This window comes from Saprospiraceae bacterium, assembly GCA_016709995.1.
Taxonomy (GTDB): Bacteria; Bacteroidota; Bacteroidia; order Chitinophagales; family Saprospiraceae; genus JADJLQ01.
Genome location: JADJLQ010000001.1, coordinates 686,077 through 711,380, shown reverse-complemented (window position 1 = coordinate 711,380; position 25,304 = coordinate 686,077). Strand labels below are relative to the sequence as shown.

Here is a 25,304-nt window from a genome sequence, read left to right as displayed (position 1 = left end):
AATTTTGTATTATGATCATAGGTATCGGTGGGGTAAGCCGGGCCGGCAAAACCACCCTCGCAAACCAGTTAAGTAAACGTATCAAAGGTAAAACTATTGGCATATTAAAGCAGGATGATTTTGTAAAAAAAGATCATCTTCCCATGATACGAGACCATATTGACTGGGAGCATCCTGATTCGATCGACTGGAAATCTCTTTTATCTGCTATCCAATCTTATAAAAAAAAGTACGATCTGGTCATAGTCGAAGGTCTGTTTGCTTTTTATCAAGGCAATATCAATGCCTGTTATGACAGGTGTATCTTTGTATACATAGAAAAAGACTTATTCTGGAAAAGAAAAAAACAAGATCTTCGATGGGGACGCGAACCCAATTGGTTTGTGCGTCATATTTGGGAAAGTTATGTTGAATATGGCGCCCTTCCTAAAAATAAAAACCCTGTCTTCATGGTTAATGGAGCTCATCCTGCACCAATCAACCAAGTCATCGATCTGCTACAGCTTTAATTGGCAGTCTGGCCCTTGATATTCGTTTTTTCCGCAAAATAGTCACTAAAACGACGCATATCCGTAGCTACTTCTTTGTTTTGGGTAGCACGCAAATAGGTGTCAGCCAGGCTCTTCAGCGTAAAATACATCATCCGATCCATTTCATGGACTTGCATATCTTTGGTCCATAGATCGATTTTAAGGGTATCACCCTGGCCTCCATCGTATAGAGAAAGTAGAAATGCTTTGACTTCTTGTAAATGACCCTGCTCAGGCCCATCGTCAGCCCGCCAATGTATGGCAGAAGGTATCTTCTCTTCATCCAATGTGACTTCAAGTATGATCTGGTTACTTTCTTTGTTCATAATGCAAAGAAACGCAGACTACTCAATAAAATCAGATGAATGATCAATCTTTTTTACCTAACCTTGCTATGACAGAGCTGGGATAATAAAATACCCCACTACGTGTACTTTGAGCTACCTTGACCATACACCTGGCCACCTTGTGTCCTTCTATCGGGGTAATATTTGAAAAAAGTTTGGGGCTGATTAATTTTAAAGCTAGCCCTGCCCCTGCAGCAAGATCCTCAAAAGGTCGGGCTTCTTCACGGTTCCCCAATAGAACCGAGGGTCGCAAAAAATGAATTGACCAAAAGTCCATACGTTTTACCTTGTCCTCAATCATGCCTTTGATCTGATTGTAAAACAGATAACCTCTGGAGTCTGCTCCTGGAGCAGAAACAATAAATATCTGGCGGATCCCATTCACCTCGGCAATGGTCGCTATTTTTGTAATATATTCATACTCAATATGATAAAATGCATTTTTGGAGCCCGCTTTTTTTAAAGTGGTGCCAAGACAAATGAAAAGATCATGTCCTTCGATCAAGGTAGCCCAGCTGCCCATATCTTCAAAATCAACTTGATGGCCTATAAAATTGGGATCCTCGATGGAAGGCACTTCAGACCGATAAAAACAAGTCACAGAATGGTAAGCCGGATGTCCGAGTAATTCTTGCAGACAATGAGTACCTACCAACCCTGTAGCTCCGAATAGAATGGCTTTTTTTGCTGAGGTTTGTATTTGTATAGTTTGGTCCAAGGTTGACGAAGATAGTGCTCAATTAACTACATTTGCTAAAAGAAAATTTACCTTGAAAAGATATTTAAAAATTCATCCTGAAGACAATGTAGCTGTAGCGCTCGAACAATTTAATCATGGTGATAGACTGGTCCTCGATAGTAAAGAAATACTGATTACTGAAAACATACCGGTAAAACACAAGATTACATTAGAAGATCTGGAGAAAGGTGATCGAATCAGAATGTACAGTCTTACGGTAGGCAAGGCCAAAAAGTACATTGCAAAAGGCACCAGGATAAGCACTGAAAATACTGAACACGCCACAGAGTCTTTCAACACAGACAGCAAAAAATCAGCTTGGCAAGCTCCGGATGTAAGTCAATATAAAACTCGCACATTCAAAGGATATCCCAGGAAGGATGGCAGCGTAGGCGTGAGAAATTATTGGGTTATACTTCCGTTGGTATTTTGTGAAAAAAGGAATGTAGTGATTATACAGGATGCCTTGATCAAAAACCTGGGCTATCCCGGTAGTGAATCCTTCACTGTTAATACTACCCAATTGGTAGATCTGTACCAAAGTGGTGCCAGTCAACAAGATATCCTAGAGGCATCGATAACAATGTCGCCAGATCAGTTGGCTCAAAAAAGGGTCTTTAAAAATATAGACGGCATCAAAATACTAAATCATGATATGGGCTGCGGAGGAACTCGCCAGGATGCACTTAGTCTATGCAGATTGTTGGCAGGCTATGTTCTGAATCCAAATGTCGCTGGAGCGACAGTCCTTAGCCTCGGATGTCAGAATGCGCAAATCTCCCTATTTCAGGAAGCTCTGAACCAATTCAACCCTGGCCATGGCAAGCAAATATTTTATTTTGAACAACAAAAATACTCCAGTGAACGAGAGCTGATCTCTGACGCAGTCAAACATACTTTCCTCGGATTGATTGAAGCGGATAAAACCGGAAGGCAAGAGGCTGCACTCAGCCACCTTCGCCTGGGATTGGAATGTGGTGGGTCGGACGGCTTTTCCGGTATTACGGCCAATCCAGCCCTGGGTCATGCTTCTGATATGATCATCGCATTGGGTGGCACTACCATTTTATCAGAGTTCCCGGAGCTATGCGGTGCTGAACAGGACCTGATAGACAGATGCAAGAAAAAAGAAGATGGCGAAAAATTTTCTCAATTGATGCAAACCTATAGCAGTAGGGCTGAGGCCGTGGGCTCGGGATTCTATGCCAATCCATCGCCAGGTAATATTAGAGATGGATTGATCACGGATGCTATGAAATCGCTTGGAGCAGCATTAAAGGGAGGCACCGCTCCGGTACAAGGCGTGTTGGATTATACTGAGCGAGTAAATGAAAATGGGTTCTACCTCTTATGTACTCCCGGAGGTGATGTAGAGTCTACGACCGCGATGGTAGGGAGTGGATGCAACCTGGTAGCTTTCACCACCGGTCTGGGGACTCCGACTGGAAATGTGATATCTCCAACGATCAAGATATCTACCAATAATCTTCTATCCGAAAAAATGCCCGACATCATTGATATCAATGCAGGTACTATCATTGATGGCGTGGATACCATTCAGTCTAAAGGAGCCGAAATATTAGAGTACCTGATCAAAGTGGCTAGTGGAGAAGCTATACCACATGCAGAACGATTAGGACAGGATGATTTTATTCCCTGGAAGAGGGGCATTTCGCTTTAACCATGTCATCAGTTCCCTACTTCCTGGTATTATTATGGCTTTAGACTTTTTTTTGCTGCTTGCACAGTGATTTTCGCATTTCCTGCAAATACCTCTTCTTCATTAATCATAACCGGTCTTTTGAGAAAGGTGTATTCTGCCAGGATGAGCTTGCGATACTCTTTCTCTGTCAGGATCTTTTCATTCCAGCCTTCTGATCTGAATTTTATTGCTCTCCTGCTGAACAGAGCCTCATAAGACCCAAGCTTTTTGGCAGCGAAGTCCAATTCCTTTGCCGAGATATTTTGCTCTTTGATGTTTTGCACTTCAAAAGATGCCGGAGCTTTCCATTCTTTTAAAATTTTTTGACAAGTATTGCAGGTATTGAGTTGAAATATTTTTTTCATAGTATTACATTGATATATTAGAGACAAATTTGAGCAAATATAAGTTTAGTAAAATATGAATTCATCCAGCGAATTAATTCTTAATCCAAAAGGCCATGTATACCACCTGGATCTTTCGAGGGATATGGTGGCCCCTGTTTGTATCACAGTAGGTGACCCTGACCGGGTGTCCCATGTAAGCAAATACTTTGATCATATTGATATCAGGCAATCGCATCGCGAGTTCGTCACTCATGTCGGTAGGATAAATCAAAAACCTATTATGGTGATTTCAACAGGCATCAGTACAGATAATATCGACATCGTATTTAATGAACTGGATGCTTTGGTCAACATTGACTTGCATACCGGTCAGCCTCTTGATCACAAAAGTCAACTTCAATTTATACGGATAGGGACTACCGGCGCATTAGACCCTGATATTCCTGTCAATAGTATTTTGATCAATCCAATCGCATTTGGGCTGGATAGTCTGATGCGGTTTTATCCAGAAGCAGTCCGATACCCTGATGAAACCTGGATCAATGCCCTCAATGTTCTTCAGAGAGAATTGTTCTTTGGGGCCTATGTAGGGCATGCAGACCAATCCCTGTTACAAGCTTTTGGTAAGGATACTTACGCAGGCATCGCTATAACCTGTCCGGGTTTTTATGGTCCTCAGGGAAGATCTTTGAGATTAAAATCACTATATGATCAATCTCTTTTTCAAAATTTATTCACTTTGGAATATCAAGGGTACCGGTTTAGCAATTTTGAGATGGAAACCGCTGGTATTTATGGATTGGCCTCAGCACTTGGGCATCGGGCTGTAAGTCTAAATATCGTCCTGGCCAATAGGGCTAACGGCACATTTAGTGCTGACGCCAACGAAGCTGTCGACGACGGGATAGCTTTATTGATGAATAAAATCAGTGATTGGATTTAGTCTAACCGTTTGCTTTATTGTGATCGGCCAAAAATTGGGCCAGCCCTATATCCGTGAGCGGGTGCTTGAGCAAGCCCAGAATGGCTGAAAGCGGACAGGTGACCACATCTGCGCCAGCCTTGGCTGCAGACACAATATGTAAAGAGTTGCGAATCGAAGCAGCAAGTATCTGTGTATCAAAGTCTTGAATAGAATAAATCTCTGCTATTTCAGCGATCAGCTCCATGCCATCCCAATTGGTATCATCGATCCTACCGATAAATGGAGAAAGATAAGTAGCACCAGCCTTGGCAGCCAGTATAGCTTGCCCTGCACTAAAGACTAAGGTGCAATTGGTTGCAATATCGTGGTCAGAGAAATACTTGATAGCTTTAATGCCATCCTTTATCATCGGTACTTTGACTACAATATTGGGAGCGAGGGCAGCTAAGATCTTTCCTTCAGATATAATACCCTCATAATCAGTAGCTATCACTTCAGCACTCACATCTCCTTCTACCAGGTTACAAATGGCTTGATAATGTTTAATGATATTTTCTTTACCCGTAATACCTTCTTTGGCCATAAGAGAAGGATTGGTGGTGACTCCATCGAGTATGCCCAGGTCCTTGGCTTCTTTTATTTGGTCCAGATTGGCAGTATCAATAAAAAACTTCATAAATAGGAAATATATTAAATTAAAAATGGTGAGAAACCATATGCATCGCTCAACCGTTTTATCCTTGCTGCCTTTCGACCCTGGGGAGGTTCAACAGGAGCTGATCACATGACTCTCACCGCCGCAAAAGTATACAATCTTATGCACATGACGAAAATCATTTTAGAAGAATTATATAGTCAATCGATCAAAATAACCATACACCGAGGATATCAAACTGAGACGATCTATGAAATCTTATTTTTTCGACTTGATAAACTTGTCCCAATCTATGATCTGGCTTTTGAAGGGCTGCCAAAAATTATGCGGCATTCGTGGCAAGTCGCTTACGATGACTTTTGTTTTTTTAACACGATGTTCGAACTGCATATTGGTACAGTGCAACATGATCTGATCTGAGGACACTTTACTTCCATATTTTTTATCCCCAACGATCGGCGCACCGATATGTGCCAGCTGAGCCCTGATCTGATGTCGCCTGCCTGTCACCAACTCTATGGCCCATAATTGGTAATCATCAATGACCGAAAGCACCTCATATTTAAGGATAGCCTCTTGATCCGAAGATGATCGCCTATGACCACTTACATTCATGCGGTAAGCATCGGCTTGCCTGGACATAAAATGTTCCAGTGAACCACTGCCCTGGACTGTGCATCGCTCAGTGATCGCCAGATAATATTTTTTTACCTGTTTATTTTTGAGCAATTCATTGAATCGCTCCTGACCTTTGGAAGTTTTGGCCAGAATGAGGACACCGCTCACCGATTTATCAAGCCTATGTACGACACCAATAAATGCCTTTCCAGGCTTACGATCTCTTTTGCCGATAAAAGCCTGCATCAAAGGAATTACCGCATTTTCCTCTTCTGCTTCTGGCTGAACAAGTAGAGCAGCCGGCTTAGAAATGGCTACATAGTGGTTATCTTCGTATAAAATAGTAGGTGACCAATGCATGATATAAAGCATGAAGGTAATAAATTCAGTCTGGCATTTTCGCCCTGTCCCAATGATACTTTTATGATGGATGCCCTCGTACATCATAAAATAGCTCATTGTAATGAATTCGATGTATCATTGATGGACATCCAGGCACTCAATGAATCAGCCCTAAAATGCTTATATGATGTCACCAAAATCAGTGCTGCAGCCCTACCCCAGGTCTCTGACGAATATCAGCTGTTAGATGCTGGCTCAGCGATGGGTTTTGGGTGTGGGCCTATAGTAGTATCCAGCAATAAATATTCCTTGGATGACTTAGTAAACTCAGTAATTGGTATACCTGGCAGACACACCACAGCACATTATTTATTCAATCATTTTGTGCCAGAAGTTAGGAATAAAAAGTTTTTGCTGTTTTCAGATATTGAACAAAAAATATTGGATAAGGAGATCGAAGCAGGGGTATTGATTCACGAAGGTCGTTTTACCTATGCAGACCATGGACTAAGTTTGATAGCGGATTTGGGAGCTTTGTGGGAGAAGAAATACCACCTTCCTATTCCGCTTGGGGTAATTGTTTGCAGAAAAAGCCTTGGAACCAGGCTGGCCACTGAAATGCAAACCTTAATAAGCAAAAGCATTGAATACGCTTTTGAACAGCCTTGGTCAAGCCGGGAATACATCAAACAACATGCACAGGAACTCGACGATCATGTCATAGACCAACATATCCAACTATATGTCAATCGATTCAGCATTTCCATGGGTGAAGAAGGCCATCGGGCCATTCAGTTTCTATTGTCTAATCCAATTTGAGGCGGCCATAAACCTACTGGATGATCAACTTTTGTCGATATCGATTCTGTCCTACTCTAAGCTCCACGAGGTAAACTCCTGAAAGCAATGTTCCAGTAAATATTTGTGTAGCTCGGCTCTGCTTGTTAGTTTTTAATACAAGTCTTCCGCTGACATCATAGATTGAATATGAACCTATTGCATTGATTCCATCAAACAGGATGGTGATATAATTACTTGCAGGATTTGGAAAAACCTGGATGGATGCAAAGTCGGATTTCTGATGACGGGTAGCTGTACTAAATTCACTTTTCAAATCAGTTTGATACCATGCCACCCCTCCGCGTTGATTTCCAACGATCATATCCAACAGACCGTCCTGATCGATGTCGGCTACAGCAAGATGCGTATCATCACCTTCCTGCACACTGCCCCAGGTCATCTGTGACAAATTGAATGGAGCACTGGAGGCACCAGGATGGTCATACAACAATAAAGACTTGCCACTGGTACCTACTGCCATATATTTTTCGCCACGACTGGTAAAGATAACCGGAGCAGCATTGCCTGTTGCGAATCCCGCAACTCTGGTATCAATGGATCCCAGAGGATTAATAGTAGGCGTAGATGAAAAAGCGGGCTTTGTACTGGTTCCGGTATTTTTAAAAAAATTAATTACACCGTCTCGCTCTCCGACGACCAGATCTTGCAATCCATCAGCATCCAGGTCTATGATTTGTGGACTTGAGTACTGACCGACATCTATTTGAAAATAAGAAGATTGAATTTGTCCAAACTGCATCGGGTTATTTTTACCCCCTACATTCTCTGCAAAGAATAGTCGACCAAGCAGTTCCCCAACGATTAAATCCTGATCACCATCTCCATCGAGATCTCCAAAACAGGGCACAAAACTATTGGTCTCATTATTAAATTTTTTAAAGTCGAGCCAATTACTATCAATAAGTTGAAAAGAAGGGTTTCGTGCATCACCAATATTTCTAAATAAAAAAAGAGCTGCTCCATGGATACCGCTGCGGTCAAAATAACCACCGCTCCCAATGATCAAATCCAGGTCACCATCAGCATCTATATCTGCCAAAGCTGGAGAAGTATTTTCACCGAAATCCAAAGTTTCGTCTGTAATGAATGAATTGGAATGGAATACATATTCTGATTTAATCAGCTCACTTCTATCATATCTCCAAAGACAATGATAATTATCGGAACCATATTGAAAATTGGAAGCAGCAAAAAACTCCTTAATCCCATCGTTGTTGATATCTGCCAAAAATGGACTTACGAAGTAAGGAATGTCCACCGATATGCTATTAGTTGGAAATTTAAGTTCCTGGCTGTTCATCCATGCTGCAGATGAATCTCCTCCATTTCGAAGAAAAATCAAATTTGGCGAAGAAATATCACCGATCACCAGATCATAGTCACGGTCCTGGTCCCGATCCCAGGCTAAAAGTGTAGAGCCCGCATGTCTTACTTCAAGGCCGGATGAAAGTCCAGAGGCGCATTTATCCTTGCTGAGACTTAACGTGATCTGATCAGAAAAGCCATTTTCGAGTATTTTACCAAAACAAAAATCACCTACAACAAAATCAAATTGGCCTGTAGCCAAGCCCTTCTCTGTAGCCAGGTTTTTGTACCAAACTATAAGCCCACCACCAGGCTCATAACTCAATATATCCAGATCACCATCGCGATCAATGTCCTCGACTGCCGGATAATCCGCATTGCTTACATAGACATTGATTCGGCTGGATCCTGAAGTATAATAAAGTATGTTAGCCCTATCAATAGGAAAGCTTCGTTTAGTAAAACTTAAGGTTTTGCCACCGACACTGGCATCGTACACTTCTATACCCGCCAACCCCGGAGTGGTAGAATAACTAAATATATCTGCGAGACCATCATTGTTATGATCTTTCATCACCACCCAATCGTGTACTTTGGGAAATATAGATTTGAATGTGGCGTCATAGTTTAATTCTCCATCAGAAATAAAGGGCATCCAAACTCCTCCGCTTCGGTCAAAAATGACTACATCTTGTTTTTGATCTAGATTGAGATCAGCATTCATGATCTGAGGAGTGTTCATACCTCCGGTCCATGGATACTTCAACTGATGGGTGCCTACCATAACTGGAGGAGAGATTGGTTTAAAGTGTTGGCCAAAAGCTGTGGCTATGGCGCACCACCCTATCAAAAATAACAAACCAAATCGAAGCTCAAAATGCATGATACAAAATTAAACGAAATAAGTCAGGCCGGTATTTTAAGATCAATAACAATTGGACCATACCCAGGTCATAAAACTTAATGTGAGTACACAAAATAGCGCAGAATCAACCTAGATCTTAAAAATTGGTTAATTAGTCGATTTAAAACCGGTATTACGTTCTTACAATCTTGGTTATGTTAATTTTGAAGATGCAATTTCGTATTTCGGTTTGCCTGTTTTTACTTGGTCTCGGTCTTAACCCAAGCATAGTAGGACAATCCATCTCTGGTCTTGTTCGTGATGAAACCAATGTGCCACTCCCCTATGCGACCATTCAAGTGACCAAAACCAATAAAGGTGCAGTGACCAATCAGGATGGATTTTTTCAGATCCAAATAGATCCCGGTACCTACAATTTTAGATTTCAGTATGTGGGCTACCGCATAAAAGACACCACTATAGTCGTGGGTACAAAAGACATTTCAATCAAGCTGAATCTTAGAGCTGAATCTTTAACCTTACCTACGGTAGTCATAGACGGATCCAACGAAGACCCCGCCTACACCATCATGCGAAGAGCGATCGCTAAGGCATCTTACCATGCCAATCAAATCAATAGTTATTCTGCAAGAGTATATATCAAAGGAAGTGGAAGGCTGCTTAAAATTCCATTTTTGTTTAAAAATCGAATCAAAAAAGAATTAGCTAAAGAAGGTATAGACTCTACAGTAGCTTTCACACAAGAATCCGTATCGCGGCTCCACTATAAGCGACCGGGGCAATATACAGATACGGTCCTATCCATCAGAGCTACAGGGGATGACAATAATACAAGCCCAATGGGTTTTGTCAATAGTAGTTTTTATGATCCCAAAGTATCCGGTGCAGTATCTCCGCTGGCACCCAATGCATTCCAGATTTATAAATTTGAATACTTGGGTTTTTTTGAAGAACATGGCGCTATCATCAATAAAATAAAAGTCACTCCTAAAAGCAAAGGTGACCAGGTATTTGAGGGAATCATTTACATAATAGATCAAGTCTGGAATATCCACAGCCTAAACCTTCTGACATCTATCTGGGGTATTGAATTTGCAATCAAACAAGTATTCACACCAGTGCAAGGGGAGATCTGGATGCCTCTGGATCAAATCTATGATGTCGGTGGCAATGTATTTGGATTTGGATTTGAATACAAATATCTGGCACACCTATCGGACTATAAAATCACCATCAATCCGGATATCAGTGTTCCGCTCATCGTACTCGATGACAAAGTAGATAAAGAAGAATCAGTAGAAGCGAACAAAAAAATAAACAATAGCAGTAATCCACTTCAAATCAAAGACCTGGATATGAACCAGGAGCTCAGTGCCAAGCAGTTGCGCAAAATGATGAAACAGTATAAAAAACAGGAGTTAGATAGCCTGCCAGAGTCAGAAACCATTAGTATTAATAGCACGGAGACTCACCAGACCATAGATTCAATGGCCAATAAAAGAGACTCCCTGTATTGGGATGAGATCAGACCGGTTGCCCTCACGGAATACGAATCCAAAGGATATACCAGGATGGATAGCATCACCAAAGTAGAAAAAATAAAAGAAGAGGAAAACAAAAGAGATTCCTCTTCCGTAGAGATCAATATTGGCTCCGACGGCACAGAATTGAAGGTGAATAAGACATCAAAAAAATTTAAATTAAACCATCTTATTGTTGGCAGCAATTACATTTACAACAAGGACAAAAACTACTTAACCCTGTTCCCGCTCGCTAATAAACTTAATTTTAATACGGTAGATGGCTATCATGGAGCTTTGTCCATGGAATTAGGCAATAAAGGAAAATCAAAATCATCCACTTTGTGGAAAATAAGACCAGAGATTGGATATACCTTGGCTCGAAAAGTCCTGACTTATGAACTTACCACGAGTATTGCATCCCGCAATAATAAAAAGGACCCGGATTATAATCCCTGGAAATTAGTTATAGCAGCTGGAAAGGTACCGGTATCGTATACCCCATATCTGACAAGAAATAACTATTTCAATACTTTTTATTCCTTGTTTTTTAGAAAAAACTATTTGAAACTTTATGATAGCCAATATGTACGAGCTTCATTCGCACAGACCTTGTCAAAAAAATTCAGCTTTGCTGCCACTGCCACTTTTGATTCCAGGATGCCACTGGTAAATCATTCTACCGCAGGTATAGCAAACAGAAAAAAGGCTTATACAAGTAATATCCCTACCGTATCGGAGCTTAATCCGGGAAGTATAACCGCTAACATGGCATTTATCACTGAAGTCTCTGCTATTTGGAAACCATTCCACAGGTTTGCTATTCGCAATGGGTACAAAATAAAAGATCTTTCGAAATCACCCACTATCTCTTTGTTGTATAAAAAAGGATGGGAGGTATCAGATGGCCAGTTTGATCAGGCTCAGATTGGGTTTAAGCATCATATTAGTGTCGGTGCAGGTGACGATTTTGATTATGATCTTGTAGGAGGATCGTTTTTGGGCACTTCGCCTAAATATGTACAAGATTTTGCGCATTTTCCAGGTAACCAATATATCTTTTCACCCTTAGACCCTGTAAAATTCTTCCGGGCTTTGGATTATTTTGAATATAGTACCAATGCTCAGTATTTAAGTTTCCTGGGCAACTACCAGTTTAGAAGATTTATTCTTTCATCATCACCTTGGGTCAGAAAAAAAGGGATTAGAGAAAATCTCATTATCAATGCACTTTCTACCACAGATCATCCTTTGTACAGCGAACTTGGTTATGGCATCAACTACATATTTAGGGTATTGAGAGTAGAAGGCGTGACCACCTGGCAAGATGGCACCTACCAGGGATTTAGATTCCGTTTTGGATTGGCGACAGGGTTTGATAATTTGTTTAAGTTTTAATGAGAATATCCCATCATAGCCATCTATTTTAGTAACTGGTTTTGGGAATAAATTTCTTCCCTACTTTATTGGCCTCTAAGTCAAACACTTGACCGTTCTATTCCTTCATTTCAGGATATTTCTGTAGGTTTATCGAACTAAATCATTTAATCCAGCATCGATACATGTTCAAATCACTTACACGTAAAAAATCTATAGAATCCATCATGGCATCTTCCCGGGCTCAAGATGCTACCGAAGGGCATGGTGTAACCGGATTGCACAGAGTACTCACCGCCAGAGACCTTACTTTTTTTGGAATTGCCGCGATCATTGGCGCTGGCAGCTTCAGCAGTCTTGGCGGAGCAGTTTTTGCAGGAGGTCCGGGAGTGGTTGTCCTGTTTATTTTATGTGGGATAGCTTGTGGATTTACTGCTTTCTGCTATGCAGAGTTTGCCAGCCGGGTACCGGTAGCAGGCAGTGCTTATACATACGCATATGCTTCCTTTGGCGAATTGATGGCCTGGATCATTGGTTGGGCTTTACTCATGGAATATTCAATTGGCAATATTTATGTTTCTTTTTCATGGAGTGATTATTTTACCACACTTATGGGCAAGTTTGGAGTCCATATACCAGACTACCTCGCCTGTAGTTATAAAGAAGCTTCGATCGCAGTAAAAGCCGGCGATAACATCCCTGATCTGATCAATGCCTGGAACACAGCTCCGCAAATAGGCGGTCTTAGATTGATCATGGATCTGCCAGCATTTTTAATCAATATTGCCATCACTTACCTGGTGTATCGGGGAATGAAAGAAAGTCGCAATATCAGCAATGTCATGGTGGTTTTAAAATTGGCTGCAATCGCTTTGGTCATCCTGGTAGGAGGTTATTTGATTTTTGCAAATGACCTTTTTCATAACTGGACACCCCCAAATGCATCAGGGGTACGTTCGTTCATGCCCAACGGATTTGGCGGAGTATTGGCGGCGGTGAGCGGCGTTTTTTTCGCCTATATCGGATTTGATGCTGTAAGTGTATTGGCAGAGGAGGCTAAAGATCCGCAAAAGGATCTGCCCAAAGGTATGATTACATCCTTAATCATATGTACTATCGTCTACATCATTCTTTCATTGATTTTGACCGGTGCGGTTAATTTCGAAAAATTTGCAGGTATTGGTGATCCACTAGCATTCATATTTGAAGAAGACAATCTTAATGTCAGCTGGATGGTGACCTTAATTGCATTTATAGCCGTGGTAGCCATGACCAGCGTATTACTAGTCTTTCAAATGGGGCAGCCGAGAATATGGATGAGCATGAGCAGGGACGGATTGTTGCCACCAGCATTTCAAAAAATACATCCAAAGTATAGAACACCCTCCTTTGCTACAATTGTCACCGGATTCGTCGTAGGTCTTCCGATATTTTTTACGGATAAAAATTTTGTGCTGGACTTCACCAGTATTGGTACTTTGTTTGCCTTCGTGTTAGTATGTGGAGGTGTTTTATTGTTGCCAGAAAAGCCTAAAGTCAAAGGACAATTTCATCTCCCCAATATCAACAGTCAGTACATCTTTCCAATATTGATCATCAGCACTATCATTGGACTCAGTTTAAGAAAAGGAGGCTATTTTAGTGAACTTCTCAATGGTGATTTTTCGGACCACAGTGAAGGTGCCGGACAAGAATTATTCAACTTTCAGTCGATTTCGGTTAAAATAGCTACTATTATATTTTGGTTGACCTGCCTGATTCTCTCGGTATTTGCATATTTAAAAAAATTCTCCTTAATACCTCTTTTAGGATTGGTATCATGCCTGTATTTGTTGACAGGAATGTCAGGCTCTAATTGGTTGTGGTTTTTCGGTTGGTTTGCTGTAGGGTTGATCATCTACTTCGCTTATGGGTATAAAAAGAGTAATTTAAATACAAGTACAGTTTAAGCTTTAGTTGGGTTTTATAACATACTTCATTTGGAAGGTTAGTCCTGTTTACTCAACTTATGATATATTGAAGTATAATATAATACACCGAAGGACATAACAGGCATCCAAGCCCGGTATAAAAAGTAGCAGTAATAGAACCATAAGGCACCAAAGCCGGATCAGTTGCTGCCAGACCTGCTGCTACCCCACTGGTAGTACCAATCATTCCCCCATAGATCATAGCGGTATGAGGATTGTTTAGTCCAATCATACGAGCGACCAATGGTGTACCAATAGTGACCAGGATACTTTTGATTACACCGGCAGCAATGCTGATGGTGATGACTTCAGAGTTGGCTCCCAAAGCACCACCGGTCACAGGCCCTATCACAAAAGTGCAGGCCCCGGCACCAATAGTTGCCATACTGATCGCATCACGGTAGCCCAGGAAATAAGCAAGGATAGAACCAATGATGAACGAAACAGACAATCCCACGGTCAATGAAATAAAACCTGCAATACCAGATTTTTTAATTTTTTCAAAATCCGCCCCCATTGCTGTTGATACGATCGTAAAATCTCTGAACATAGCCCCTCCAAGTAAAGCAAAACCTGAAAATATTTTAACATCAGCAATGCCATTTTTGCCTCCCGTGAAGACACCGCCAATATAGGCGAGTATCAAACCTATAAAGATGGCGATAGCAGATCCGGGAATTTTATTACGAAGAAACTTTTTGGCCACCCAATAAGAAAAATAGATGAGTCCTCCTACACAAAGCATGGCCACTACAAACCCGTATTTTGAAAACAAGGTGCCCATCATACCAAATCTTTCATTTTATTTTGGATATGAGGGGAATGAGCAAGAAACAAGCAGCCGTAGGCAGGATACCAGCCAGGATGGCTATCATACCGCCGGATAAAGCAGATGCCACATTCTGAATAGAAGCCATGGCCACAATCACAGGAATATACATATTGCTCAAAAACAATATACCGCGCTCCATCTCAATCGAGAATAATTGTCGCTGACGCATCCAGTGATGCACGAAGATCAGTATGAGCATGGCGAATCCAACCCCGCCGACATTGGCGTCTATACCCAACCAACTTCCTAACATTTCTCCTATCATCTGACCCAGCATAAAACTTCCTGCCAGGATGGCTACTCCATATATCACCATGTTAAAACATTTTTTTTACATCCATTTTGATGACCTTGCCCATTGCATTTCTGGGTAACGAATCTACTATTAAATATTTTCTTGGAATACGATAAGCTGGTATTTGTGTACGCATCCATGCGTCCAAAACTTCAATATTAAATCCATCAGAGACCTTGGGAATCACTGCTGCAGCAACCGTTTCACCCCATTCTTCATCATCAAGACCCACTACTGCACAATCTACAATGGAGTCATGCAACCTCAATGTTTCTTCGATCTCCAGCGCTGAGATTTTATAACCTCCTGATTTAATGATATCGATTGAATTTCGACCCAAGATCTTATAATATCCAGCGGTTAGCATTGCGACATCCCCTGTTCTAAACCAACCATCATCTGTAAAACTTTTCTTTGTTTCCTCAGGCTTGTTCCAATATTGAAGGAACACATTTTTGCCTCTTACCTGGATTTCTCCAATGGATTCTTCTTCGACTACCTGACCGACTTCGTCTACTATCCTAACTTCAACTCCCGTCAAGGGTAAGCCAATATGTCCGGCCTTCCTGACCCCTTCATAGGGATTGCTTATAGCCATGCCTATCTCTGTCATCCCATACCTTTCCAATAAGGTGTGACCACTGATGATCTGCCATTTTTCTAAAACACTGATAGGTAATGCGGCAGAACCCGACACCATCAATCTGAATTGGCTCATGATATTTGTCAAGGCATTTCTTACATTCAAACTGTATTCTTCGAAAGCAGTAATCAACTTAAAATATATAGTAGGCACTGCCATAAATACATTGATATGACCTTCCATAAATTTTCGAAAAACTTCCTTTGCATCAAATGGATGCAAAAACTCCACAGTCGCCCCACACCAAAGAGCACAACACACCACATTGATGATGCCATGCACATGATGCAGTGGCAGTATGCAGAGTATATGATCCTTAGCTGTCCAGTGCCAGGCTTGTATTAAAGTGAGCACTTGTGACTCAATATTTTGATGCGTGGTGACCACGCCTTTGGGTTTGTTGGTGGTACCACTGGTATAAAGGATCATCGCCATTCGGTCCGGCGTGATATGTGGCAAGGTTTTAATTTCTGAAGATAAATTGCCATCCAGGCAAATTATCCTTACTTCAGAATGTAGGTATATACTTTGTATAATCGATAGATAAGTTGGCGAAACCAATATGATGGAAGCAGCAGTATCTTCTAAGACATACTGCAATGAAGGTGCCGGATGCGACAGACATAAAGGAACAGCTACGCCTCCTGCCATCCATATCCCAACAAGGGAAGCAACATAATCGAGCCCTGGATCTACCATAAAGGCTACCCTTGCTTCTAATAAGTCGTCCAATTCACCCAATAAAGTCCTTGCTAAACCTTCAGCAGAACCAAAGACAAAAGCGTAATTATAATTATGACCGTGACTTATGACAGCAGTGTTGAACGCAACAGTCGGGAGACCATCAAATAGCTTATTCATAGTCTTTATCTTTTTTTTTAATCTTGCAAGAATAAATCTAATCAGGTGAAGACATTTGCAAGCATCTACTTCAGGCTCAATCTTTAGCTATCATCCTATAACTTGTCACTACGCCTCTAATCAATGAAGAACTAAATCCCTGGTGCTCCATTTCGTTAAGACCTGCTATGGTACATCCCTTTGGAGTGGTGACTTTGTCTATTTCGGATTCAGGATGAGTATCTCGGGTAAGTAAAAGCTCTGCGGCACCCTTCACGGTTTGAGCGGCAATCAGGCTGGCCACCTCAGAATTAAATCCGATTTCGATGCCTGCTTGAATATTGGCTCGGATATAACGCATAGCGTAGGCCGTTCCACAAGCACCCAGGGCAGTAGCGGCTTCCATCAGTGTTTCATCAATGATGGCTACTTTCCCCAATTTTTCAAATAAGCTTTGGGTATAATTCATTTGATCTTTGGTAGCACCTTGCCCACTGATACAGGTCATGCTTTCTCTGATAGCAATAGCTGTATTGGGCATCGCACGAATGATCGATACTTTTTTCTTTAATGCCGCCAAAATAGATGCAGTGTCTACCCCTGTGACTACTGAAATGAGCAAATGTTTGGTAGGCGAAAAGGCAGTAGCTACGCTCTTTAGCAAAGCAGGTACCTGGTATGGTTTTACAGCAAGTATGATGATTTCCGAAGACTTGATCGCTTTTTTATTGTCATCCATAATCGTGACGCCACGATCACTCAGTTCTGTCAGCACATTCGGATTCCGTCTTGTGACGATGAGGTCCTTAGGCTGAACAAAGGTACTTGCTAATAACCCTTCAGCGATAGCAGTACCCAGGTTGCCACCCCCTATAATTGCAATTTTTTTCATCTTAAATAATTATTGAAGAGTAACATGTTTTTTCTTCCACCAAAAATAAAATGGCACACCGGTTAAAATCAACAAGATACCTGTCAATGCCTCCATGGGTCTTTGTGATGGTGTGTAAATAAATAGTGCCAGACAAAATAAAACAAAGATGGCCGGCACAAAAGGATAACCTACCACTTTATATGGCCTTTCTCTCGTTGGATCCTTTTTACGCATTACAAAAACACCAAATGCCGTCGCACCATAAAATAAAAAAGAAGCAAAAATCAACATATCAGTGAGTTGATCAAAACTCCCGGAAAACAATAATATAACTGACCAAAGACATTGGATCCAAAGCGAATAGGATGGTGTCTTATGTTTTGGATGCACATATCCGGCTTTCTTAAAAAAATATCCATCACGTGCCATTGCATAATAAATCCTCGAAGCCATCAGTATAGTAGCATTGGTAGCATTAAACGTGGTGACTAAGATTAAACAGGACACAAACAAAGCACCCGCTCTACCCAAATAAATCTCTACGATATCAACCGCAGCTATACCGGAACCTGTTTTTTGCCTGGCGATTATATCGTCAATTGGCGAAATATAATGATATACAAAATTGATCAAAAGGTATATCGATATCACGATCAAAGTACCAATCAACAATGAAAGGGGAATATTACGTTGAGGATTTTTAATCTCACCACCCAGGTAACCAACATTATTCCAGCCCTCATAAGCCCAAAATGCTCCTAGCATCGCAGTAAATAATAATGCCAGGAATCCACCAGAAAAAAATGATCGAGGCACAAAGCTGGCCGCTGGCGTAGTGATATGCGACCAAGACCCCTGAGCGCTGATGATACCTGCGATGATCAAAAACAACATGCATGCTACCAGCGTAAAAGTGAGTCCGCGCGACACATTTTCACCAAGTTTTAACCCCTTAAAATTGATGAAAGTGAGTCCAATCAATAATGCAGCGGCTATCAACTTGACTGTAAGGTTATCCAAAGGATGTAGAATGCCCAATAAGGTAAAATCGCTGTCACCAATAGCTGGAAACTTTATTAAATGATTTAGTGATTCTGCAAAAACGTAAGCAATAGAGGCAATGGAGGCTGATCGGATTGCGGCAAAACACCCCCAACCATACAGAAATGCAAAAAAAGGATTGTATATCTTTTTGAAATAAGCATATTCTCCACCACTGTCTGCAAACATACCGGCGATCTCTGCATTGCTTAGTGCACCAAACAAACTAATCATACCTGCCAGAAGCCATGCTAACAATACGTATCCCGGCATCTGCAACGATTCGGACATAGGGGCAACTTTTTTAAACACCCCTGACCCTATAATCGCACTGATCACCAGGACTACACAGGATAGTAAACCCAATGACCTATGAAGCGTCGCCTTTTGATTTTCCATATATTCAATTAATTATATAAAGTTTATTTTGAGGATTGATAGGCCCGGGAGATTACTTGTGACAGTGATTGATTTTCAATTTTACTAGTCACCCAACTGATGATATCCAGATATATAAATGCCTGTTGTTCATAATGGTCATCACTCAATGCTAAAAGTTCGGGCAAAAAAGCTGCAAATAATTCTTTTTCTTTAAAACTATCTGCATTGACTAATCGATTAAAAAAATGAAGAATTGCTTTTTGTACTTTATTTAGATCATGACTTTTCTTGAGAAAATAATTGCTGGATCTGACCAAATAAGATAATAATCCTTTATTCCCCATTTCAAAATGAGCAATTAAATTGAGCAGCCGTGCATACCCCTGCAGATCCTCCCGCAAAGGAATAGATTTAAAATCAATGATTTTATCCAGATAATTGCTTGCAGTCCTCGGATCCCCTGCACCAATATACATCCAGGCTATTTTAAAATACACTACCAGGATTCTATGATCATCCAGTTTGTCAGCATATTTGTCTAACCTTCTTAAAGTCTTGGGTATGATCTCCAACCCTTCGACAAATTTGCCTTCCATAAAGTACTTGTGGAACCTAGAAGTATGGACATATACAAAGGAAAGTATTTTAGAATTTTCATTAAATCGCTGATAATTATTAGCTCTAAACTTTTCAAAACTATTCAAGGTCTTATTAAATACTCCATACAGCTTCAGGTTGTAACTGCAAGTCAAAACATAGTGAATGGCATGCATATAAGAGTCCGGATCACGTTCGATTACATAAGGCTTACTCTCACACAACTCCTTCCATTTGATAGCATGCTCCATAGCTGTCTGGAAGTCGAGTAAAATAAAATAATAATATACCAGACACTGGTGAAAACAAATCAAATCTAAGGTGTTGAGATTGGCTTCGTTGATCTTGGGTACATTAGATTTAAAAAACTGCTGTATGATCTTTTCATCTTTTGCATTGGCGATATGCCCCATCTGAACATATTTGCCATGCATCATGAGCTTGAGATTGGACAATTCGGTTGAAGTAGAGATATATTCAGCCAGGCTAATAGACTCAGTAAGTAATTGTTTGGACCGATCCTTGTGTGCACGGGTGATATGCCTGGACTCGATGAGTTTCTCATATTCAACAATCTCCAATAATAGCAGATTTTGGTCGTGATTTTGAGCTACACTTTTTATTCTTTCAAACAATCTGAGACTCTGGAGGTATAGACCCTTTCCATATAATATTCTGGCATAATCGATTTGCTCTCTGATCTCCAAATCTGCTTTTTTTGTGGAGTGGATCAGACGAAGACTTGTGAGTAAATTACTATACAAATTGCGTTTGAGATTGGCATATTTTACACCGGCTATATTGCCTAATTTTTTACGAATAGCATCATCATCGATATCTTTAGATTTTTCAAGAATATCAAAAAGCTTGATAAATTGAGTACCCTCCTGTCGCTGGAGTCTACTGCTAAAAAGTTTAAAATGTCTCTTTTCAGCTTTGGTGAGTGAATGAATGAGCTCGAGCAGGTGGTCAGATTTTGCGATTGGCATAACAATTATTTCCTATTAAGTTACTGATATACAAAGATTTATATTTATTATTATTTTTTGTCTAACACAAATTTTTCTTATTATTTAAAGGCTCATTCCCAATCAATGGTTGTATCTTTTCAACCCCATAATGAGTAATTTTCATCGTTGTTGGAACAATTCTTTATTCATCACAATATTAATACATTCACACAAATAATTTTTTAATGCAAAAAAGCGGTCAAAAAGGACTTTACCTTCCACAGCTTGAGAGAGACTCTTGCGGGGTAGGTCTGTATGCCAACCTCAATGGGTTCAAGTTGCATCATGTGGTCGAAAAAGCATTGACCATGCTCGAAAATATGGAGCACCGGGGTGCGTGCGGTTGCGAACCAGACACTGGTGATGGTGCCGGTATCCTGGTGCAAACGCCTCATACTTTTTTTAAAGAGGAGTGCGCCAAGGATGGATTCAGGCTGCCGGAGTTTGGTGAGTATGGAGTATTGATGTGTTTTTTTCCAAAAAACACTTCCTTATTTGACAAAACTATGACGCAAATGGATGAGTTGATAGCCCAATCTAATTTTACTATCCTGGGTAAAAGAGAAGTTCCTGTCAACAGCCAGGGTATTGGTGTCACTGCCTTGTCCACAGAGCCACGCATTTTTCAAATCTTCGTTGCTCCTAATTCCAGTCTACAGCTGAAAGAATTGGAAAGACAATTGTATGTCCTCAGAAAGTACATTATCCACTCTGTGTACAAATTTATCTCCCAGGTAGAAGATAGCTTTTATATCGCTTCTTCTTCTTATAAAACCGTCATTTATAAGGGTCAGCTAACTACCCACCAACTTAGATCCTACTATACAGACCTTCGTCAAGAACATTTTACTTCTGCCATAGCTGTCATCCATAGTCGCTTTTCGACCAATACAGTGCCTAAATGGAAATTGGCCCAGCCATTTCGCTACATAGCACACAATGGAGAGATCAATACCATCATGGGGAATTTAAACTGGTGGAAGGCAAAAGAAAGTCAGTTAGAATCCGACATCTTTTCTAATGAGGACAATTCCATGCTCAAGCCCATTCCCTGGACCGGATTATCTGATAGCGGTAGCTTCGACAATGTATTGGAATATCTCGTACAAAGTGGAAGATCTGTACCCCATTCGCTCATGATGATGATCCCTGAAGCCTGGGAACATGATGAGCATATGGCACAATTTAAAAAGGATTTCTACGCGTACAATCAAAACCTCATGGAACCATGGGATGGTCCGGCTTCGATGTGTTTCAGTGATGGGATCGTAGTAGGTGCCACCCTCGACCGCAATGGACTCAGACCGAGCAGATACTGTGTGACAGATGATAATGAGCTCGTAGTAGCTTCGGAAGCTGGTGTGGTGGATATCGATCCGGCCAAAATTCTTCTCAAAGGAAGATTACAGCCAGGCAAAATCCTTATCGCAGATCTGGACCAACACCGAATCGTTGGAGACGAAGAAGTCAAAAAAATAATAGCCGGGAATAAACCCTACGGAGAATGGATCGCTAGACGGAGAAAAAAAATAAACGACTTTCCTCAGGCAAACAAGATCACTTTAGTCTCTACTGAGGGTCCTACGTTGCTGGAGAGACAACAATGGGCCGGTATCACCAAGGAGGATCTTCGTGTCATATTACAGCCAATGGTCATTGAAGGTCGAGATCCATTGGGCTCTATGGGCACAGATACTCCACTGGCCGTACTCTCGCAAAAACCCCAGCATCTGGGCAATTATTTCAAACAATTGTTTGCTCAAGTGACCAATCCGCCTATAGACTCACTGCGAGAGCGAAGTGTGATGGCATTTACCAGTCGCTTAGGTGCTTCAGGAAATATTCTCAAAGCCAATGAAGATCTTGCTGCCTTCATCTATCTCGAACACCCGGTGCTCACGCATCAGGATTTTGCCAAAGTGAAGGAAATCGAATCTCCTGATTTCAAGGTAGGCGTTTTATCAACTGTATACGAGCTTTCGAGACCTTATTCACTGGAATCAGCCATTAATGCACTTTGTGTTTCTGCTGCTAAACTGGTCAAAAACGGTCATAATATCCTGATTTTATCTGATGCTAAAATTACCTATGGCAAGGCTGCTATACCAAGTCTCATGGCTACCGGAGCAATACATCACTATCTGATCCAATCGGAGCTAAGGAGCAAAACTTCTCTGGTGGTTGAAGCTGCCGATATCTGGGAATCACACCATTTTGCATTATTATTTGGATATGGCGCCAATGCCATTCACCCTTATCTTGCTATTGAATCTGTCTGGCTAAAAGATGGTCCCGAACTCCCAGCAGATCACCTGGAATTAGAGAAAAAGTTTATCAAAGGGCTTGAAAAAAGTCTCTTAAAAATTATGGCCAAAAATGGCATATCAACCCTTCAATCTTACCAGGGAGCTCAAATATTTGAAGCTGTAGGCATTGGAGAAAAAGTGATCGAAAAATGTTTTAAAGGTACTGTCTCCAGAATATCCGGTCTTGATTTTGAAGGTATCCAGCGGGAGATCAAGGAGAGATACCTGCTACAACCCAAAAATTCGCTCAGGGATGCTGGTATATATCAATGGAAAAGGGACGGAGAGTTTCACTTATTTAATCCTGCCAGCATCCATTATCTGCAGATGTCCACTCAATTGGATGACTACACCATTTTTAAAAAATATAGTAAAGCGATCGACGAACAAGACAAACAAGCTTGTACCCTAAGAGGCCTCATGCATCTTAAAAAAGGAAATCCAATCGACATCGACGAAGTCGAACCGATCGAATCTATACTTAAAAGATTTGCTACCGGAGCTATGTCATTTGGATCCATAAGTTATGAAGCTCACACTACATTGGCTATCGCAATGAACCGCATTGGTGCAAGAAGCAATAGTGGTGAGGGTGGCGAAGATTCGATGCGATACGAAAGGCAGCCCAATGGAGATTATCTCCGATCTGCCATCAAGCAGGTAGCTTCCGGGAGATTTGGCGTGACCAGTTATTATTTGAGCGAGGCTGAAGAATTACAGATCAAAATGGCCCAAGGTGCCAAACCGGGAGAAGGTGGTGAGCTACCAGGTTATAAAGTCAATGATTGGATCGGTAGAGTGCGTCATTCTACGCCAGGGGTAGGATTGATCTCTCCCCCGCCCCATCATGATATATATTCTATTGAAGATCTTGCACAATTGATTTTTGATTTAAAAAATGCCAATCGGGATGCAAGAATATCCGTCAAATTGGTTTCAAAAGCGGGAGTAGGTATCATAGCAAGTGGTGTAGCTAAAGCCCATGCGGATGTGATATTGATATCTGGACATGATGGCGGCACTGGTGCATCGCCACTTACCAGTATCCGGCATGCCGGCCTACCCTGGGAGCTTGGCTTAGCAGAATCCCACCAAACCTTGTTGAAAAATAAACTTCGTGATCGGGTCATCTTACAATGTGATGGCCAGTTACGCACAGGTAAAGACCTTGCTATAGCTACTTTACTAGGTGCTGAAGAATGGGGTATCGCCACTGCTGCCCTGGTAGTCGAGGGCTGCATCCTCATGCGTAAATGTCATTTGAATACTTGTCCCGTAGGCATTGCTACGCAAGATCCTGAATTGAGACAAAAATTTCATGGCAAACCTGAACACGTGATTTCGTTTTTCTATTTTATTGCTCAAGAGCTACGTGAGATCATGGCCAGCCTGGGATTCAAGACAATCAATGAAATGGTAGGTCATAGTGAAATGCTTGAGTGGAAGGCTAATCAAACCTGGAAGACCCAATATCTCGATCTAAGCCCAATTTTGTATCAACAGCCTGTAGCACCAGGTGTCGGTACGTTTAAAAGCGTCATTCAGGATCATGGTATAGACGACATCCTCGATCGTACCCTGATAGAACACGCAGCTTCGGCATTGGATCATAAGCAACATATCACCGGCATATTCAATATCCGAAATACTGACAGAGCTACCGGTACCATGTTATCCTATGAGATCAGTAAGCGTTGGAAAAGCGAAGGCCTGCCACCAGGTACTATCCGATATCGATTCAGAGGATCTGCTGGCCAAAGCTTCGCTGCTTTTGGAGCCAAAGGATTACACTTTATATTGGAAGGAGAATCTAACGATTATTTTGGAAAAGGACTTTCAGGTGCTACACTGGTAGTGAGTCCAGATAGAAAAAACACGTTTGATCCATCTAAAAACATCCTCGTGGGCAATGTAGCTTTGTATGGTGCAACTTCCGGCGAAGTCTATATCAAAGGAATGGCCGGGGAAAGGTTTGCCGTACGCAATTCAGGTGCTTCTGCAGTAGTAGAAGGTGTTGGAGATCACGGATGTGAATATATGACCGGAGGCCGGGTTATAGTATTGGGTGCCGTCGGCCAAAATTTTGCCGCCGGGATGAGCGGTGGTATCGCCTATGTCAGGTCTACCTGGGATGACATTGAATCTAAATGCAATAAAGAAATGGTAGAAATCGAAAATCCTTCTGAAGAGGATTTTGAAGAAATAAGAATACTATTGCGAAATCACTTTCATTATACATCCAGTCGCACCGCACTGGATGTGCTCGAAAACTGGGATATCCTCAAGCATGATTTTGTCAAAATAATGCCGACGGATTATAAACGTGTCCTTTTAGAAAAGAAAAAAATGGACCAAAATTTAATTACTACAAAGAGCTAATCC

The 25,304-nt window shown here is 41.3% G+C and carries 19 protein-coding genes and 1 other RNA gene; 7 read left to right on the top strand and 13 right to left on the bottom strand.

What is annotated here, in order from left to right; translation table 11 throughout:
• The first annotated feature begins 11 nt into the window (after positions 1–11).
• Entirely contained in the window at positions 12–509 is a 498-nt protein-coding gene (locus IPJ09_02995) for a hypothetical protein (protein MBK7370408.1), read from the top strand.
• On the opposite strand, the gene gldC is transcribed toward IPJ09_02995, so the two are convergent.
• Together gldC and IPJ09_02985 are read right to left on the bottom strand one after the other, a co-directional pair.
• On the bottom strand, positions 506–856 hold the full coding sequence (gene gldC / locus IPJ09_02990) for a gliding motility protein GldC (GenBank protein MBK7370407.1): 351 nt from the start codon (positions 854–856) through the stop codon (positions 506–508). The two genes, IPJ09_02995 and gldC, sit on opposite strands and share 4 nt — an antisense overlap.
• Positions 857–899: 43 nt before the next feature.
• Positions 900–1,595: an NAD(P)H-binding protein gene (locus IPJ09_02985; GenBank protein ID MBK7370406.1), complete on the bottom strand. Its 696-nt coding sequence runs from the start codon at positions 1,593–1,595 to the stop codon at positions 900–902.
• Here IPJ09_02985 and IPJ09_02980 point away from each other — a divergent pair.
• Positions 1,552–3,297, top strand: a complete 1,746-nt coding sequence (locus tag IPJ09_02980) for an altronate dehydratase (GenBank protein MBK7370405.1) — start codon at positions 1,552–1,554, stop codon at positions 3,295–3,297. The genes IPJ09_02985 and IPJ09_02980 overlap by 44 nt on opposite strands.
• A 32-nt stretch (positions 3,298–3,329) precedes the next feature.
• Here the strand turns inward: IPJ09_02980 and IPJ09_02975 are convergent, their stop codons facing one another.
• Entirely contained in the window at positions 3,330–3,683 is a 354-nt protein-coding gene (locus tag IPJ09_02975) for a hypothetical protein (GenBank protein MBK7370404.1), read from the bottom strand.
• A 55-nt stretch (positions 3,684–3,738) separates the two neighbouring features.
• On the opposite strand from IPJ09_02975, the gene IPJ09_02970 reads away from it, so the two are divergent.
• Positions 3,739–4,608 carry a nucleoside phosphorylase gene (locus tag IPJ09_02970; GenBank protein ID MBK7370403.1) on the top strand — a complete coding sequence of 290 codons (870 nt, stop codon included), beginning with the start codon at positions 3,739–3,741 and terminating at the stop codon, positions 4,606–4,608.
• Position 4,609: 1 nt separating this feature from the next.
• Here IPJ09_02970 and fsa read toward each other — a convergent pair whose 3' ends face one another.
• From fsa to IPJ09_02955, 3 genes are all read right to left on the bottom strand, one after another.
• On the bottom strand, positions 4,610–5,266 hold the full coding sequence (fsa, locus tag IPJ09_02965) for a fructose-6-phosphate aldolase (GenBank protein ID MBK7370402.1): 657 nt from the start codon (positions 5,264–5,266) through the stop codon (positions 4,610–4,612).
• 24 nt (positions 5,267–5,290) lie between these two features.
• Positions 5,291–5,386, bottom strand: an RNA gene (ffs, locus tag IPJ09_02960) — signal recognition particle sRNA small type.
• A gap of 117 nt (positions 5,387–5,503) precedes the next feature.
• Positions 5,504–6,223 carry an RNA pseudouridine synthase gene (locus IPJ09_02955; GenBank protein MBK7370401.1) on the bottom strand — a complete coding sequence of 240 codons (720 nt, stop codon included), beginning with the start codon at positions 6,221–6,223 and terminating at the stop codon, positions 5,504–5,506.
• Between IPJ09_02955 and IPJ09_02950 the strand changes: the two genes are divergently transcribed.
• The gene (locus IPJ09_02950) at positions 6,218–7,024 is read left to right on the top strand and encodes a 1,4-dihydroxy-6-naphthoate synthase (protein MBK7370400.1); all 807 of its coding nucleotides are present in this window, start codon (positions 6,218–6,220) and stop codon (positions 7,022–7,024) included. The two genes, IPJ09_02955 and IPJ09_02950, sit on opposite strands and share 6 nt — an antisense overlap.
• Before the next feature lie 13 nt (positions 7,025–7,037).
• Here the strand turns inward: IPJ09_02950 and IPJ09_02945 are convergent, their stop codons facing one another.
• Entirely contained in the window at positions 7,038–9,254 is a 2,217-nt protein-coding gene (locus tag IPJ09_02945; GenBank protein MBK7370399.1) for a T9SS type A sorting domain-containing protein, read from the bottom strand.
• Positions 9,255–9,445: 191 nt separating this feature from the next.
• On the opposite strand from IPJ09_02945, the gene IPJ09_02940 reads away from it, so the two are divergent.
• The gene (locus tag IPJ09_02940; GenBank protein ID MBK7370398.1) at positions 9,446–12,154 is read left to right on the top strand and encodes a carboxypeptidase-like regulatory domain-containing protein; all 2,709 of its coding nucleotides are present in this window, start codon (positions 9,446–9,448) and stop codon (positions 12,152–12,154) included.
• Between the two features lie 164 nt (positions 12,155–12,318).
• Positions 12,319–14,082, top strand: coding sequence for an amino acid permease (locus IPJ09_02935; GenBank protein MBK7370397.1), 1,764 nt, complete (start codon positions 12,319–12,321; stop codon positions 14,080–14,082).
• Positions 14,083–14,134: 52 nt separating this feature from the next.
• On the opposite strand, the gene madM is transcribed toward IPJ09_02935, so the two are convergent.
• From madM to IPJ09_02905, 6 genes are all read right to left on the bottom strand, one after another.
• Entirely contained in the window at positions 14,135–14,890 is a 756-nt protein-coding gene (gene madM / locus IPJ09_02930; GenBank protein MBK7370396.1) for a malonate transporter subunit MadM, read from the bottom strand.
• Positions 14,891–14,900: 10 nt separating this feature from the next.
• Positions 14,901–15,251: a malonate transporter subunit MadL gene (madL, locus tag IPJ09_02925; protein MBK7370395.1), complete on the bottom strand. Its 351-nt coding sequence runs from the start codon at positions 15,249–15,251 to the stop codon at positions 14,901–14,903.
• A 1-nt stretch (position 15,252) separates the two neighbouring features.
• A complete protein-coding gene (locus IPJ09_02920; protein MBK7370394.1) occupies positions 15,253–16,734 on the bottom strand; it encodes an acyl-CoA synthetase in 1,482 nt (493 codons plus the stop codon).
• Between the two features lie 76 nt (positions 16,735–16,810).
• A complete protein-coding gene (gene proC, locus IPJ09_02915; protein ID MBK7370393.1) occupies positions 16,811–17,605 on the bottom strand; it encodes a pyrroline-5-carboxylate reductase in 795 nt (264 codons plus the stop codon).
• Positions 17,606–17,614: 9 nt separating this feature from the next.
• On the bottom strand, positions 17,615–19,027 hold the full coding sequence (locus IPJ09_02910) for an amino acid permease (GenBank protein ID MBK7370392.1): 1,413 nt from the start codon (positions 19,025–19,027) through the stop codon (positions 17,615–17,617).
• 23 nt (positions 19,028–19,050) lie between these two features.
• Positions 19,051–20,595, bottom strand: a complete 1,545-nt coding sequence (locus IPJ09_02905; GenBank protein MBK7370391.1) for a hypothetical protein — start codon at positions 20,593–20,595, stop codon at positions 19,051–19,053.
• 206 nt (positions 20,596–20,801) lie between these two features.
• On the opposite strand from IPJ09_02905, the gene gltB reads away from it, so the two are divergent.
• A complete protein-coding gene (gltB, locus tag IPJ09_02900) occupies positions 20,802–25,301 on the top strand; it encodes a glutamate synthase large subunit (protein ID MBK7370390.1) in 4,500 nt (1,499 codons plus the stop codon).
• The last annotated feature ends 3 nt before the right edge of the window (positions 25,302–25,304 follow it).

Bases quoted from the DNA above. Each gene is read 5' to 3' on its own strand.
- madM (MBK7370396.1), bottom strand. From the start codon at position 14,890: ATGATGGGCACCTTGTTTTCAAAATACGGGTTTGTAGTGGCCATGCTT.
- gltB (MBK7370390.1), top strand. From the start codon at position 20,802: ATGCAAAAAAGCGGTCAAAAAGGACTTTACCTTCCACAGCTTGAGAGA.
- IPJ09_02945 (MBK7370399.1), bottom strand. From the start codon at position 9,254: ATGCATTTTGAGCTTCGATTTGGTTTGTTATTTTTGATAGGGTGGTGC.
- IPJ09_02975 (MBK7370404.1), bottom strand. From the start codon at position 3,683: ATGAAAAAAATATTTCAACTCAATACCTGCAATACTTGTCAAAAAATT.
- IPJ09_02980 (MBK7370405.1), top strand. From the start codon at position 1,552: ATGGCTTTTTTTGCTGAGGTTTGTATTTGTATAGTTTGGTCCAAGGTT.
- gldC (MBK7370407.1), bottom strand. From the start codon at position 856: ATGAACAAAGAAAGTAACCAGATCATACTTGAAGTCACATTGGATGAA.
- IPJ09_02905 (MBK7370391.1), bottom strand. From the start codon at position 20,595: ATGCCAATCGCAAAATCTGACCACCTGCTCGAGCTCATTCATTCACTC.
- IPJ09_02940 (MBK7370398.1), top strand. From the start codon at position 9,446: ATGCAATTTCGTATTTCGGTTTGCCTGTTTTTACTTGGTCTCGGTCTT.
- fsa (MBK7370402.1), bottom strand. From the start codon at position 5,266: ATGAAGTTTTTTATTGATACTGCCAATCTGGACCAAATAAAAGAAGCC.
- IPJ09_02910 (MBK7370392.1), bottom strand. From the start codon at position 19,027: ATGGAAAATCAAAAGGCGACGCTTCATAGGTCATTGGGTTTACTATCC.
- IPJ09_02995 (MBK7370408.1), top strand. From the start codon at position 12: ATGATCATAGGTATCGGTGGGGTAAGCCGGGCCGGCAAAACCACCCTC.
- IPJ09_02920 (MBK7370394.1), bottom strand. From the start codon at position 16,734: ATGAATAAGCTATTTGATGGTCTCCCGACTGTTGCGTTCAACACTGCT.
- IPJ09_02970 (MBK7370403.1), top strand. From the start codon at position 3,739: ATGAATTCATCCAGCGAATTAATTCTTAATCCAAAAGGCCATGTATAC.
- proC (MBK7370393.1), bottom strand. From the start codon at position 17,605: ATGAAAAAAATTGCAATTATAGGGGGTGGCAACCTGGGTACTGCTATC.
- IPJ09_02950 (MBK7370400.1), top strand. From the start codon at position 6,218: ATGCATGATATAAAGCATGAAGGTAATAAATTCAGTCTGGCATTTTCG.
- IPJ09_02935 (MBK7370397.1), top strand. From the start codon at position 12,319: ATGTTCAAATCACTTACACGTAAAAAATCTATAGAATCCATCATGGCA.
- IPJ09_02955 (MBK7370401.1), bottom strand. From the start codon at position 6,223: ATGCATTGGTCACCTACTATTTTATACGAAGATAACCACTATGTAGCC.
- madL (MBK7370395.1), bottom strand. From the start codon at position 15,251: ATGGTGATATATGGAGTAGCCATCCTGGCAGGAAGTTTTATGCTGGGT.